This is a genomic window from Rossellomorea sp. DUT-2 (assembly GCF_052665285.1).
Window position 1 is genome coordinate 729931 of the sequence record NZ_JBQPEO010000001.1, and the last position, 15290, is coordinate 745220.

At 40.5% G+C, this 15290-nt stretch carries 11 protein-coding genes; 9 read left to right on the top strand and 2 right to left on the bottom strand.

Annotated features, from left to right (window positions below; translation table 11 throughout):
- The first annotated feature begins 67 nt into the window (after nt 1-67).
- From ACOSV2_RS03680 to mutL, 3 genes are all read left to right on the top strand, one after another.
- A complete protein-coding gene (locus ACOSV2_RS03680; protein ID WP_428973946.1) occupies nt 68-688 on the top strand; it encodes a DedA family protein in 621 nt (206 codons plus the stop codon).
- A gap of 185 nt (nt 689-873) precedes the next feature.
- The gene (mutS, locus tag ACOSV2_RS03685) at nt 874-3495 is read left to right on the top strand and encodes a DNA mismatch repair protein MutS (protein WP_428973947.1); all 2622 of its coding nucleotides are present in this window, start codon (nt 874-876) and stop codon (nt 3493-3495) included.
- Between the two features lie 13 nt (nt 3496-3508).
- Nucleotides 3509-5398: a DNA mismatch repair endonuclease MutL gene (gene mutL / locus ACOSV2_RS03690; protein WP_428973948.1), complete on the top strand. Its 1890-nt coding sequence runs from the start codon at nt 3509-3511 to the stop codon at nt 5396-5398.
- Between the two features lie 206 nt (nt 5399-5604).
- Here the strand turns inward: mutL and ACOSV2_RS03695 are convergent, their stop codons facing one another.
- On the bottom strand, nt 5605-6045 hold the full coding sequence (locus ACOSV2_RS03695) for a hypothetical protein (RefSeq protein WP_428973949.1): 441 nt from the start codon (nt 6043-6045) through the stop codon (nt 5605-5607).
- A gap of 529 nt (nt 6046-6574) precedes the next feature.
- Between ACOSV2_RS03695 and ACOSV2_RS03700 the strand changes: the two genes are divergently transcribed.
- The 4 genes from ACOSV2_RS03700 (at nt 6575) to spoVK (ending at nt 11823) form a co-directional block, all read left to right on the top strand.
- Nucleotides 6575-8959, top strand: coding sequence for a penicillin acylase family protein (locus ACOSV2_RS03700; RefSeq protein WP_428973950.1), 2385 nt, complete (start codon nt 6575-6577; stop codon nt 8957-8959).
- Nucleotides 8960-9257: 298 nt separating this feature from the next.
- The gene (gene miaA / locus ACOSV2_RS03705) at nt 9258-10217 is read left to right on the top strand and encodes a tRNA (adenosine(37)-N6)-dimethylallyltransferase MiaA (protein ID WP_428973951.1); all 960 of its coding nucleotides are present in this window, start codon (nt 9258-9260) and stop codon (nt 10215-10217) included.
- A 27-nt stretch (nt 10218-10244) separates the two neighbouring features.
- Entirely contained in the window at nt 10245-10481 is a 237-nt protein-coding gene (hfq, locus tag ACOSV2_RS03710) for an RNA chaperone Hfq (protein ID WP_113968114.1), read from the top strand.
- A 388-nt stretch (nt 10482-10869) separates the two neighbouring features.
- Nucleotides 10870-11823: a stage V sporulation protein K gene (spoVK, locus tag ACOSV2_RS03715; RefSeq protein ID WP_428973952.1), complete on the top strand. Its 954-nt coding sequence runs from the start codon at nt 10870-10872 to the stop codon at nt 11821-11823.
- A 72-nt stretch (nt 11824-11895) separates the two neighbouring features.
- On the opposite strand, the gene ACOSV2_RS03720 is transcribed toward spoVK, so the two are convergent.
- Entirely contained in the window at nt 11896-12504 is a 609-nt protein-coding gene (locus tag ACOSV2_RS03720; protein ID WP_428973953.1) for a trimeric intracellular cation channel family protein, read from the bottom strand.
- A 217-nt stretch (nt 12505-12721) separates the two neighbouring features.
- Between ACOSV2_RS03720 and hflX the strand changes: the two genes are divergently transcribed.
- Both hflX and ACOSV2_RS03730 read left to right on the top strand, forming a co-directional pair.
- Nucleotides 12722-13963, top strand: a complete 1242-nt coding sequence (hflX, locus tag ACOSV2_RS03725; RefSeq protein WP_428974280.1) for a GTPase HflX — start codon at nt 12722-12724, stop codon at nt 13961-13963.
- Between the two features lie 18 nt (nt 13964-13981).
- Nucleotides 13982-15259 carry a methionine gamma-lyase family protein gene (locus ACOSV2_RS03730; RefSeq protein ID WP_428973954.1) on the top strand — a complete coding sequence of 426 codons (1278 nt, stop codon included), beginning with the start codon at nt 13982-13984 and terminating at the stop codon, nt 15257-15259.
- Nucleotides 15260-15290 lie beyond the last annotated feature (31 nt).

Consider the following 15290-nt stretch of genomic DNA (forward strand, 5'->3'; position numbering starts at 1 on the left):
TATAAGCGTTTTTAATATGCAAAATAGGGAAAAGGGTATATAAATGAATCGTGGAGGGAACACACCGATGTTTGATTTCGTAATAAATTTAATTAAGGAGCTTGGAATGTGGGGGTTATTCGCTGGAAATGCGATTGAAGCATCATCCTTGCCATTTCCGGGAGCCCTCGTGACGCTGACATATGGTTACCTTTTGGATCCATCCTGGACGAAGCTAATCATTTTATCATTCACAAGCAGCTTGGTATATACGGTATTTAGTTATATCCCATATGGAATAGGATATAAATTAAAAGATAAAATCAAAGAAAAAACAAGCTCGAAGAAAATGGCTAAAGGTCAGAAATGGTTTCGGAAATGCGGATTGTGGAGTATTGCCATCACGAGACCGCTTGGCATTGGTAACTATATTTCTTATGTTGCAGGTATTAGTAAAGTGAACAAATGGAAGTTTGGCGGACTGACGTTCATCGGAATATTTCCCATTACCCTCACGATGTTAATAGTCGGCAAGAATGGAAACCTTAAATATGTACAGTCTTTAATGAGTAACATACAAACCTACCTTCTCATTGGAGGGGCTATACTGGTGATTGGTTTCTTATCATATAAATATTTTTTCAAATTGAAGGCAAAAAACACCAGCTGTTTGAACGGTGAGTCAAACATTGCAAAACAATCCGAATAAACAAGACATCGATTCGCTCCTCATTTTGGAAGCGGATTTTTTTGTGAAAAAAAAGAGATGTACCCACTAATCTTGAGGTGACCATATCCGGTTTCCTCAATCTACTACATGCTCCATCCGTTATACGTGTGATATAATGAATAGTCGAGATTAGTAGATTTACTTGGAAAGGTTTGAATGAAACCATGACACAATATACTCCAATGATAAAACAATACTTACAAGTAAAGGCAGAATACCAGGATGCCTTTTTATTTTTTCGTTTAGGTGATTTTTATGAAATGTTTTTTGACGACGCCATTGCCGCATCGCAGGAACTTGAAATAACGTTAACAAGTCGTGATGGGGGAGGGAAGGAGCGTATTCCCATGTGTGGTGTACCGTATCATTCTGCCCCTAACTATATAGAGCAACTCATCGATAAAGGCTTTAAAGTAGCGATTTGTGAACAAACCGAAGATCCGAAACAAGCTAAGGGAGTTGTGCGGAGAGAAGTTGTTCAGCTCATTACACCAGGTACGGTTATGGATGGAAAGGGCCTGAATGACAAAGAAAACAACTATATTGCTTCTGTGACCGATTTTAATGATGAAACATACGGACTGTCTTATAGTGACTTAACAACAGGGGAAACAAAAGTGACCTTGGTCACAGATGGCCTTCAAGCATTGCTGAATGAATTATCCACGATTGGTGCGAAGGAAGTCGTCATTCATCCCGATCTTAGTGAAGCGATACAAGGAAAGATTAAAGAACGAAATGATGTTACCTTGTCATATGAGAAAGAAGCTGACGGCGGAGAAGATTTTGCTCATCTCGTTGCTCCTTTAAAACAAGATAAACTAATAAAAGCTTCATCCATCCTTTTTCATTACCTCTTCCGTACACAGAAGAGAAGCCTGGATCATTTACAAGTAGTTGAAACATATCAGCTTCATCAATTTATGAAAATGGATTATTATTCAAAGCGAAATTTGGAGTTGACAGAAACGATCCGCTCAAAAGGAAAGAAAGGTTCGCTTCTATGGCTATTAGATGAAACGATGACGGCTATGGGAGCCCGGTTACTCAAGCAATGGATCGATCGACCACTTATTCATAAACAGGACATTGAAAAACGTCAAACGGTTGTCGAAGTGTTATTGGAGCGATTCTTTGAGAGGCAGGATCTTAGAGAACGATTAAAGGAAGTGTATGATCTGGAGAGGCTCGCCGGGCGGGTTGCGTTCGGTAATGTGAATGCACGTGATCTGATTCAGCTGAAAAAATCACTTCAGCAAGTACCCCTGTTAAAACATTTGGTCGGATCACTCGAAAATGATTCAACCGATGATCTCGTAAAGAAACTTGATCCATGTGAAGAGCTAACAGATCTTCTTGACCTGGCTTTAGTGGAAACCCCCCCTCTTACAATTAAAGAGGGAAGTCTGATTCGGGATGGGTATCATGATGAGCTTGATCAATACCGTGATGCAAGTAGAAACGGGAAGTCCTGGATTGCTCAACTTGAACGTGATGAGAGGGAAAGGACTGGAATCAGGTCCCTTAAAGTTGGATTTAACCGGGTCTTTGGCTACTATATCGAAGTAACGAGAGCAAACCTTCAACACCTGGAAGAAGACCGCTATGAAAGAAAACAAACATTAACAAATGCGGAGCGATTCATCACCCCGGAGTTAAAGGAAAAAGAAGCTCTTATCCTTCAAGCCGATGAAAAAAGCGTGGATCTGGAATATGAACTGTTCCTGGGGATTCGTGAAAGCGTGAAGGAATTTATACCCCGCCTTCAGAAACTCGCGAAACTCGTAAGTGAATTGGACGTTCTTCAATGCTTTGCAACGGTCAGTGAAAAGCGTCATTATACCCGCCCTGCCTTTAATGAAGAAAGAAGAATCCTGTTGAGGGACGGACGTCATCCGGTTGTGGAAAAGGTGATGGGTGCTCAGGAATATGTTCCGAACGACTGCGATATGGATCAAGAAAAAGAAGTCTTTCTTATAACAGGACCGAATATGTCGGGGAAAAGTACCTATATGAGACAGGTGGCTTTAACGAGTATCCTTGCTCAAATTGGGTGTTATGTTCCTGCCAGTGAGGCAAACCTGCCAATCTTTGATCAAGTATTTACGCGAATTGGTGCAGCGGATGATCTGATTTCAGGTCAAAGTACTTTCATGGTTGAGATGTTAGAGGCGAAAAATGCGATCATCCACGCGACCCAGCAGAGTTTAATATTATTTGATGAAATTGGACGTGGTACTTCCACTTATGACGGCATGGCATTGGCTCAAGCGATCATAGAATACATTCATGAACATATAGGGGCAAAAACCTTATTCTCTACTCACTATCATGAGCTGACGGTTCTTGAAGAAGAATTACAAAAGGTAAAAAACGTACATGTAAGTGCCATGGAACAAAACGGGAAGCTCGTATTCCTTCATAAAATCAAGGAGGGAGCAGCTGACAAAAGTTATGGAATTCATGTTGCCGAGCTTGCCGAGCTGCCTAAAGCCCTGATTGAAAGAGCGAACGAAATCCTTCTTGAGCTTGAGCGCAAGGATAAGCCTGATTACTCCAGAGAAGTGGCTGCTGCAATGGAATCAGCTGGTGGGAAACACGAACCAAATGAAGAAGATCTTGCCCAGCTATCCTTCTTTGCTGCTGAGAAAAAGGGGAAAAAAGAAAATCTTACTTCTAAAGAAAAGAAATGTTTAGATGAGCTTAAAAAGCTCGATATCCTGGAGATGACTCCATTGGATGCAATGAACACCCTCTATGGGATCCAAAAAAAGTTAAAAAATTAAAGGAGGTGAAACTGTGGTGAAAATATTTCAGCTTGATGATGCGCTTTCTAATAAAATTGCCGCCGGTGAAGTGGTGGAAAGACCCGCTTCTGTCGTGAAGGAGCTCCTTGAAAACAGCATAGATGCAGGCGGATCTGTGATCGAAATTCATATAGAGGAAGCAGGTTTACATTCGATACGCATCATTGATAATGGTGACGGTATTGAAGAGGATGATGTACAAACAGCTTTTAAGCGTCATGCAACCAGTAAAATCAAAGACGAAAATGATTTATTCCGAATCCGGACTTTAGGATTTAGAGGAGAAGCGCTCCCGAGTATTGCTTCTGTTTCTCATTTTACGTTAAAGACGAGTACGGGAGAAGGTCCAGGTACGTGTATCGAGCTTGAAGGTGGAGAAATCAACTCACTCGAAAAAACGTCGTCAAGAAAAGGCACAGATATCACAGTTTCACAATTGTTCTTCAATACACCCGCACGATTAAAATACATGAAAACCATTCACACTGAGCTGGGAAACATTATAGATGTGGTGAACCGGATTGCCCTGGCTCATCCTAACGTTTCAATCAAGCTTTTGCACAACGGTAAAGCTTTATTACACACCAATGGTAATGGAGATGTCCTGCAGGTTCTGGCAGCAATCTATGGGGTAGGGATTGCCAAAAAGATGGTTCCGATTGAAGTGAGCTCACTTGATTTCAAGGTTAAGGGCTTTATCTCCCTGCCGGAGGTTACACGTGCCTCCAGAAATTATATTTCAACGATGATCAACGGGCGGTTTATTAAAAACTATGCTTTGGCGAAAGCGATCGGCGAAGGATATCACACACTTCTTCCTATTGGTCGTCACCCCATCGTCCTTCTGAGTATAGAAATGGATCCGATTCTGGTAGATGTCAATGTACATCCTTCCAAAATGGAAGTCCGCATTAGTAAAGAAAGTGAATTAAATACATTAGTTACTGAAGGAATCAAAAATGTGTTTAAAGGAAAAGAATTGATTCCTTCAGGATCCGTGGCACCGAAGATTGTACAGCCGAAATCAGAGCAAACGTCCATGAGCCTGGATCATTCGGCTAAAACTCCTTCGAAAGAGGAGAGGGCGGGATTCGCAGGGGCGGTTCGTGAACGGTTGCTTCCTAGAGAAGAGCTGGAAAAGCTTTATGAGCCAAAACCAGAAATGAACGAATCCCATGAGGCAAAAATTCCTGTTTCAGATAAACCGGCAGTTCCGGACTTAACGCACACACTTGAGGAAGAAATGGAATCTCAGGATACAAAAGAGGGAGAAGTATTCAATGAGAAAGGTCACTCTCCTAGAGTTCCACCACTTTACCCTGTTGGCCAAATGCACGGTACGTATATCTTCGCCCAAAATGATCGTGGCCTATATATCATTGATCAACATGCAGCTCAAGAACGAATAAAATATGAGTTCTTTAAAGAAAAAGTGGGGGAGGTTGCGAAGGAGCTCCAAGAACTCCTGGTCCCGCTTACCCTAGAATTTTCTACAGACGAGTATATTAAGATTAATGAATACCGCCATCTTCTGGAAGAAGTCGGTGTGTTCCTGGAAGAGTTCGGCTACAATAGCTTTATTGTCCGGGCACATCCTCAATGGTTTCCAAAAGGGGAAGAACAGCAAACCATCGAAGATATGATCGAACAAGTATTGAAAATGAACCGGGTTGATATCAAAAAACTCCGGGAAGAAGCGGCTATTATGATGAGTTGCAAAGGTTCGATCAAGGCGAACCATCATTTGCGCAATGAAGACATGCAAGCTTTACTGGACGAACTGAGAAGAACGAGTGATCCATTTACCTGTCCCCACGGCAGGCCAATCATCATTCACTATTCAACTTATGAAATGGAAAAAATGTTTAAAAGAATAATGTAAAATAAGCCGATGGAATACTGCTAATCCATCGGCTTTTTCTCTGTAGTCATTAATCACCAGTGGCAGATCCTATGTTGTTATAAGCAAAACACCCTACAAGAATAATAGAACCATTCCTTGAAGGTACTGGGAAGATGATCTGAACAGATAATTAAATATCATAATATGCCTCACCCAATTAAGGTGAGGCATAGGTTGTCCTAATTTTATCCAGCTGTTGCAATAGCACTAAAACTCTCAGGACCGACTCTGATAGTCCCAATAGCTGAGGCGCTTATATATGCGGTATATACTAGAGGTCCACTTTCCGGCTTAGGGGCATTAAAGTTTGCGCCAGAAAATGTAATAAGCTGTGGCCCCAATATCTCAAGACTCAATTGCTGTTCTGCAGAATATACAGTTGTTAAACCTGATTGTTGCGTCCCTCTTACTACAGTGATATTGACACTAGTTGCAAGCGGAACTAAAGGTAACTGTACAGCAACAGTTCCACTGAACTCCACTCTTATCTGTCCAACGGTTGCCTTTGACACGTCTAACCCCACCACGCCAAATAAAGAATCGGTACCTACAAGGATTGGAGTTGTTAAAGTGTTTGCCAAACTGGCATTTTGACTTGTTCTACCATCTAGGAAGATACCCATCATCTCACCTCCTCTTTACTAAACTAGTATATGTTATGCTATTTAACTATTAATGACTGTGCTCGTTGATTATAAATGAAAAAAATACACCAAGCAGCTGTGTATATAAGTTTGGGTCATTCTGATAGGGACCGATGATAGATAAGAGAATTACATCAGAAAAGGGGGCTATAAAGGGTGGTGCACCTTAAGAAATATCAAGGCTATAGCAATTTAAGTAGGACTTCTGAACATATTAAACTACAATAATAATATTATAGAAACTAAGTTATTCTGTTTTTAAAGAGTTTCTGATTATTCGAGCAATTAATCAGAAACAGATTGTAAGGGTTTTTGGAAATAAAAAGGTTTAAAGTGATAGAGATTGAAACGTACTGTACCTCTATATGACGAAAGAGCTTAATAGCCCTTTCGGTTTTTATATATGAAATTTATCTGAATGCATTTTTGTAGAAGGAATTCTTCTCACATAAAGCTAATACTAAGATATAGATATTTTCAGAAAATTCCATATATAATAGGGGGAAATGGAATGAATGGAGACATAGAGCTTCTAAGGGAGAAAAAGAATAAACGCCTTAAAGTTACATTATGGACAGCGGGCGCCATCATGTTCATCATGCTTGGAATCCTAATTTTTGCAAATTATTACATTGACAGATCGCTGCCTGTTACAACTGGTTCCATTTCTTTAAAAGGGTTATCCGAAGATGTAGAAGTGATCAGGGATAAAGACGGTGTGCCCCATATTCTTGCTCAAAATGAAAAAGACCTGTATATGGCACAAGGCTATGTACAGGCTCAGGATCGCCTATTCCAAATGGACCTAAGCAGGAGACAGGCTTCAGGGCGATTGAGTGAAGTGGTCGGTGAGAAAGCAGTTGATCGGGACAAGTTCTTCCGGACATTTGGTTTGCGGAGGGCAGCGGAAGTTTCATTTGCAGCATATCCTGATGAAGCCAAGCAGCTTCTCGAATGGTATGCAGGTGGGGTCAACGCTTATATGCAAGAAGCCACAGATGAAGGAAAGCTCCCTATTGAATTTACCCTGCTTGGTTATAAACCTGAAAAATGGACTCCCATTGATTCATTAACCATAGGGAAGTATATGGCATTTGATTTAGGGGGCCACTGGCAAGGTCAGGCGTTCCGATATTGGGCGTTAGAAAACCTGCCAAAGGATAAAGCCTATGATTTGTTTCCGTCATACCCTGAAGACGCTCCTACCATTCTATCGGATATAGGAGAAGTTCAGGTTGATATGAAGCAATCATTTGCCGGTGCAGTCATTCCACCTGAGTTTAATGGGAGCAACAACTGGGTGGTGAGCGGAGAGAAAACAGCCAGTGTTAAGCCCCTCCTGGCAGACGATCCCCATCTCTCATTGGGAACTCCTTCGATATGGTATCAGATGCACCTGGAATCACCACAAGTCAATGTGAGTGGAGTGATTTTTGCCGGTATTCCAGGAATCATCCTTGGTCATAATGAGCAAATTGCGTGGGGGGTAACAAATACGGGACCTGATGTTCAGGACTTATATGTTGAAAAACGAAATGAAGAAGATCCTTCTCTGTTTTTATATGATGAAAATTGGGAAAGGGCAACGATCATAGAAGAGCCCATTAAAGTAAAAGATGGTGACACCATTCCTTATGAAGTCACGATCACAAGGCATGGTCCGGTAATTTCAGAATTTGCTCATCAAAATGAGAGTGAAAAAGTACTATCAATGAGATGGACAGCACTTGATCCAAGTCTGGAACTTCTTGCAATCCTTAACATCAATAAGGCAAAGAATTGGGATGAATTTGAAGAAGCCTTAAAGGATTTCCATGTTCCTACGCAAAATTTCGTTTTTGCCTCAGAGGATGGGACGATTGCGTATAAGGCAAATGGGAAAATTCCTATAAGGAAAAAAGGGAACGGACTTCTGCCTGTTCCCGGATGGGATCCTGAGTATGAATGGGAAGGATTTATACCATTCGAAGAGCTTCCAAAAGTCATCAATCCCCAATCGGGTTTCATTGCAACAGCAAATAATAAAGTAGTTTCCGATGAATATCCATATCACATTAGTCATCACTGGGCTCAGCCATATCGGTACATGAGAATATCGGAGTATTTAGAATCGGAAAATGATCTCACTCTTTCCGATATGAAAGACCTTCAAATGGATCAGATGAATCTACATGCACGTGAAATGGTTCCCATCCTTATTGAAGATATGGAGAGTGGCTCGCTAACAGCTAAAGAAAGAGAAGCGGTTGAGTTGCTGAAGTCCTGGAACCATAAAGATGATAAAAATTTTGCTGCGCCACTCGTTTTTCATCAATGGATAAACGAAATTTCCACTGGGCTATTTAAGAAGGAAATTCCAAGAGATATGATCAAATTGTTTGAAGGCCGGCAAAGTATCGTGGATGAACTCATTCGAAAAGCTCATAACGGAGAGGAGTCTCAGTGGTTTGTGGACAGGGGAGGGTACAAAACTTTTATATCAGCTTCATTAACCCAAGCAATAGACGAGCTGGAAGAAGCTTATGGTTCTTCAATGGACGAGTGGGAGTGGGGACTGTATCATAAAGTATACTTTGAACACCCATTATCGGGAGCTTCTTCCGTGTTGAAAAGGTTCTTAAATGACCGGGATCCCGAGCCCGTGGGAGGAAGTAGGGTGACGGTTGGCGCTGCGAGTTACAATGAGAGTGGAATCGTCAATCATGGTGCTTCATGGAGATTTGTTATTGATACAGAGACCATGAACAATGGTTATCATATTGTAGGTCCAGGACAAGCGGGGCATTATAAAAGTAAATGGTATCAAAATCAAATAAACGCATGGAAAAATGGGGACTATCATCAAACATCCATTTCAAACCCAGATGGGGATAGGTTAATTTTAAAAGCAAATTAAAGTCTATAGCAGCTGGTCATCAAAGGTTTAAAAACAATTTCTACATGAAAAATAATGAACATCCATAACCAGCCTGGAGGACCCCTCCAGGCTGGTTATAGTATGAGAGTTTCATATCGTTGAGTTTTATCCCTAATAGAAATGGGTACAATCACTTCTAAGAAGAAAGGAGGAAACAGCTTCTTATATTGAATAAACATAAAAGAATCGGGTATACTGGCAAGATGTGATTTAACAACCTCTATCATTATGGTACGATAATATGTAACGAAACATTTACATAGAAAGCAGTGAACGTATGACAAGAATTGAAAAAGAGAAAGTGATCGTTCTTATTGGTCCGACTGCTGTAGGGAAAACCAATACAAGTATAGAACTTGCCAAGAGGTATAATGGCGAAATCATAAGTGGTGACTCCATGCAGGTGTATAAAAAAATGAATATCGGTACCGCGAAAATCACACCTGAAGAGATGGAAGGAGTCCCACATCATCTGCTTGATATTAAAGATCCATGGGAATCCTTTTCTGTAGCAGACTTTCAGCAACTTGTCCGAAAGAAAATTTCAGAAATTCACTCACGTGGAAAAGTCCCTCTTATAGTTGGGGGTACAGGACTGTATATTCAGTCCGTATTATATGATTATCAATTCACTGAAACTCCAGGTGATGAACACTTTCGTGAGGAATTAGAAGCAAGCCTTGAGAAAAATGGTTCCGAGTGGCTCCATGATCGGTTAGTTTCTGTGGATCCCGTTTCAGCAGGGAATATTCACCGGAATAATACCCGTCGAGTCATTCGTGCATTGGAGATTTATCATTGTACTGGAAAGACAATGTCTGAGTATCAAGAAAAGCAATCCCAGGAGCTGCAGTACGATGTTGCTTTAATTGGGTTAACCATGGATCGGGAAAGACTTTATGAAAGAATAAATCTTCGCGTTGATCTGATGATGAAACAAGGTTTGTTAGAAGAAGTAAAAGAGTTATATGATGAAGGAATAAGAAATGTTCAGTCTGTTCAAGCCATTGGGTACAAAGAACTTTACGATTATTTTGATGGTACAGTTAGCTTGGAACGGGCGATAGAAAGCCTAAAGCAAAATTCAAGAAGGTATGCAAAGCGCCAACTTACATGGTTCAGAAATAAAATGGATGTTGCCTGGTTCGATATGACAAATGACAGTCAGCGCACCAAAAATATTGAGGATATTTCAGAATTTATTGCAGGAAAGCTACAATTAAAGTCGAATAAGTAATGTAGAGATAGAAGAGGAGGACTAACCATGAAACAATCCATTAATATCCAAGATCAATTCCTTAATCAATTGAGAAAAGAGAGTTCACTATGTACGGTATTTTTACTGAATGGATTCCAAATCCGTGGACAAGTGAAAGGTTTTGATAACTTTACAGTGCTGTTTGAATGCGAAGGAAAACAGCAGCTTGTATATAAGCATGCCATTTCAACATTCGCCCCACAGCGTAATGTCCAAATAAATTTCGAAGAACAAAGCAATTAATAGGAAAAACAGCGAAAGCTGCCCCGAGGGGCAGCTTTTTTTGTAGTCATTTTTAGTATGATTAATCATATATGACATGAATCTGATTCATGATTGCAAGAAATAATTAATGAAACGAAAAGTAATTGAATAGGATGATAAGAGAGGCTTTTTTTATATGTCCCTCACTTATAATGTTCCAATTTAGTTTTCAATAGTTATGAATATGATGAAACGTTATGAAAAATAAACGAAGCAAAACACTCCGTATTTCTTTTTATTTCTCGGGAAAGCGCAGGAATAGACAGAATTCTTCTAATTTGTCGAAAAAAACAGGTGAAATATAGGCGTTTGTCACCCTAAAATCTTCAGGAGCGTATACTGTCTTAAGAATGGTGAGGTGAATCCATTGGATCAACCAATGAGAATGAAAAATAATGGACAAATCAGCATTGTATTGAATTCTCAAAAACGGAGTTCAGTAAAAGATTCGTTGAGGCATGATTCCGTTCCTCAGTCGCTCCCTCAAGAGCATGTCGCATTAAAAGAAATAGAAGAAGAGCTTGGATCTCTGGTCGGAATGGAAGAAATGAAGAAAATGGTGAAAGAAATCTATGCTTGGATATATGTTAATAAGAAACGGGAAACAATGGGGTTGAAAGCGGGAAAACAAGCCCTTCATATGATGTTCAAAGGAAATCCCGGTACAGGAAAGACTACTGTCGCAAGGATTATTGGAAAACTGTTCTTGAAAATGAATGTACTATCTAAAGGACATTTAATTGAAGCAGAGAGAGCTGATCTGGTTGGTGAATATATTGGTCACACAGCTCAAAAAACAAGGGACCTTGTAAAAAAAGCACTAGGTGGGATTTTGTTTATCGATGAAGCGTATTCACTGGGCAGAGGGGGAGAGAAGGATTTCGGGAAAGAAGCCATTGATACACTTGTCAAACATATGGAAGATAAGCAGCATGAATTCATCTTGATCTTGGCAGGATACTCGAGGGAAATGGAACATTTTCTTACCTTGAATCCCGGCCTCCAATCACGATTTCCACTCGTTTTTCACTTTCCTGATTATACAGTTGATCAGCTGATGGAAATCGGCAGAAGGATGTTAGAGGAAAAGGAATATTTATTAAGTCATGATGCAGAAAGGAAGATTCGGGAACACCTTCACTCAGCAAAAAACACACTATCTCCTATGGCATTTTCAAATGGCAGGTATGTACGAAATGTATTAGAGAAGTCGATTCGTGCTCAGGCAATGAGGCTGCTAATGGAAAATTGCTATGATCGACATGATTTAGTAACAATCCGCAGCAATGATTTAATGTTTAACAAAGGGTCATCTGAATGACTATACTTAGTAAATACCTAGTAATATAAAAATCTATAAAAAAATGCATTCATAAGTGAATGCATTTTTTTATTATACATGTGCTCGTAAGCTCCTATTGGGTAACCTCCATTTATATAAATAGGATAGCACCCGTAATGTTGTTGTAATCACGAATAAAGAGTAGAGTTCAAAGGCTGAATGGACAATTCCAAGCCCGATTGCTGCTCCACACAGGACTGCCCACACAGCATAAATTTCTGACCGAAGCACCAAAGGTTTACGACCGGCAAGGAGATCACGAATGATACCACCACCGCTCCCTGTCAGTACAGCTGCTACAATAATAGCACTTATCGGATGATTCATTTCAGAAGCATACAGTGCTCCTTGGATAGCAAAAGCTGAAAGGCCTATGGCATCAAAGAAATTCCCCCATTTTCTCCAGTGTTTCAGGAGATTATTAGGGAAAAGAAAGACAGCTGTAATGGCAAGGAGGGCAATCTGAAACAACATGCCTTGCTCCCATAGAGCGGAAACAGGGACGCCAATCAGTAAATTCCGAATAGCTCCTCCACCGAATGCTGTGACAATACCTAATATATAAACACCGAGGATATCGTATTCCTCTTCCATGGCAATGATAGCTCCTGAAATAGCAAAAGCAATGGTACCTACAATACTCAATACTTCCCAAGTCATACACATTCCCCCTAACCCTATTACAATATGCTACATGCCATTATGTAGATTCTTGAATGAGTGTGATTTCGTAAATTCAAACATACTGATTTTAACACGTCTGCACTTAATTGCAACCATTTTTCACTGCTTTTAACATAGAGTTTACGAGTCGGATTTGTTATGATGAAGATGAAATCGAAATGTACAGAAAGAAGGATGTTTATTGAAGAATGAAATGAAGGAAAAAGTCATTCTGGTTGGGTGTCAACTGGAAGAAGATGACTTGCGTTTTCAATATAGTTTAGCGGAGCTTGAAGAACTGACTGAAACGGCTCAAGGTCAAGTGGTGTCTGCTCTCACTCAAAAACGGGACCGCGTGCATCCTGGTACATATATCGGGAAGGGAAAAGTAGAAGAGCTGGTCATGTTGGAAGAACAATTTGAACCGGATATCATCATATTTAATGATGAACTTTCTCCGAGTCAAATACGAAACTTATCGAAAGATTTACATGCAAGGGTGATCGATCGAACTCAACTCATTCTGGATATTTTCGCTGGGCGCGCTCGTTCAAGAGAAGGGAAATTACAAGTAGAGCTTGCACAACTTCAATACTTACTTCCAAGATTAATCGGGCAGGGAGCATCTCTCTCAAGATTGGGTGGAGGGATTGGAACAAGAGGGCCAGGTGAGACAAAACTCGAAAGTGATCGGCGTCACATTCATCGCAGAATTGATGACATTAAGAAACAATTACAAACCATTGTCGAGCATAGAGAAAGGTATCGTGAGCGAAGAAAGCGTAATAAAGCCTTTCAAATTGCACTGGTAGGTTATACAAACGCTGGGAAATCGACATTGTTTAATCGAATTTCATTAGCAGATTCTTATGAAGAGAATCAACTCTTTGCAACATTGGACCCGATGACACGAAAAATGCCCTTGCCCAGTGGCTACTCAACATTACTTACGGATACTGTCGGATTTATTCAGGACCTCCCTACTACATTAGTAGCGGCATTTCGTTCTACCCTGGAAGAGGTGAAGGAAGCGGATCTGCTTTTACATGTAGTGGATAGTTCAAATCCAGATTACAGTCAGCAAGAAAAAACGGTTCAGTCATTATTGAAAGACTTGGATATGAACGGAATTCCTCAGTTAACAATATACAACAAGCGGGATGTGGTGGACCCTGACTTTGTTCCGGGTAGTGAATGGGATCATATCATGATCAGTGCCTTGAACGAAGAGGATCGAGGTCAGCTTTTATTAAGAATAGAAAAAATCGTGAAAAAATATATGACATCTTATCATGTGCTCATCCCAGCAAATGAAGGGAAGCTTCTTTCTCAATTAAAAAAGGATACGATCCTAAGAAAATTAGAATTTATAGAAGAAAGCCAGGTTTACCAATTGACGGGCTATCACTTAGAAGATCATCCAATCGCAGGCAGCATCAAGAAATTTCAAAGGTAGAAGGGAAACAAAAACCTCATGTTTGAACAATTAGTGCACGGAAACACTCTAAAACCATTGGTATCAAAAGTTGAAGCAAGCATTAAAGAGATACACAACCAAATTGAAGAACGAGCTGAAAATAACCAGTTCAAGGTACTTAAATCTTTTCAAAAGCACCGTGTAAGCGATTCTCACTTCATACCTTCCACTGGTTATGGTTATGACGATGCAGGAAGAGACACATTAGAAAGTATTTATGCCGATGTATTCGGAGGAGAAGCAGGACTGGTACGACCTCAGATTATTTCAGGTACTCATGCGATTTCCATCTCCTTATTTGGTGTACTTAGACCTGGGGACGAACTAGTGTACATAACGGGAAAACCATATGATACCCTGGAAGAAATTGTTGGGATTCGCGGCGAAGGAACGGGGTCACTGAAAGACTTTCAAATTGGCTATCAAAGTGTAGATTTACTCCAGTCAGGAAAGGTCGATTATGAAGAGGTGGCAAAAACGATTTCTTCCAAAACAAAAATGGTGGGTATTCAGCGGTCTAAAGGATATGCCAACCGACCTTCCTTTACTATAGAAGAAATCAAAGAAATGATTGATTTTGTAAAAGAGATCAACCCTGAAATGGTCGTTTTCGTTGACAACTGCTACGGTGAATTTGTAGAAGAGAGGGAGCCTTGTCACATCGGAGCAGACTTAATGGCAGGCTCCCTGATCAAAAACCCTGGTGGAGGTCTTGCTAAAACTGGGGGTTACATCGTAGGAAAGAAAGAATACGTAGAGGCATGTTCATATCGAATGACCTCCCCTGGAATAGGGGCAGAGGCAGGGGCATCTCTTTATAGCTTGCAAGAAATGTATCAAGGCTTCTTTTTGGCACCCCATGTGGTGGCACAATCATTAAAGGGGGCCGTCTTCACATCGGCGCTCTTAACGGAACTTGGCATGAACACAAATCCAAGTCCCAATGCAAAGCGAACAGATTTAATCCAGTCCGTACAGTTCGATGACAGAGATAAGATGGTCGCATTTTGTCAGGCAATACAGTTTGCATCACCTATAAATTCTCATTTCACTCCATATCCCAACTATATGCCTGGCTATGAGAATGATGTCATTATGGCGGCAGGTACATTCATTCAAGGCTCCAGCATTGAATTATCTGCAGACGGACCGATAAGACCGCCTTATGTGGCATACGTTCAAGGGGGATTAACTTACGCCCACGTGAAAATTGCCGTTTGCTCAGCAGTAGATAATTTGATTGAAAAAGGTTTAATCACTGTGACAAAAGGATAATAAAGTAGTAATTGGATAGTCTAAATCTGAC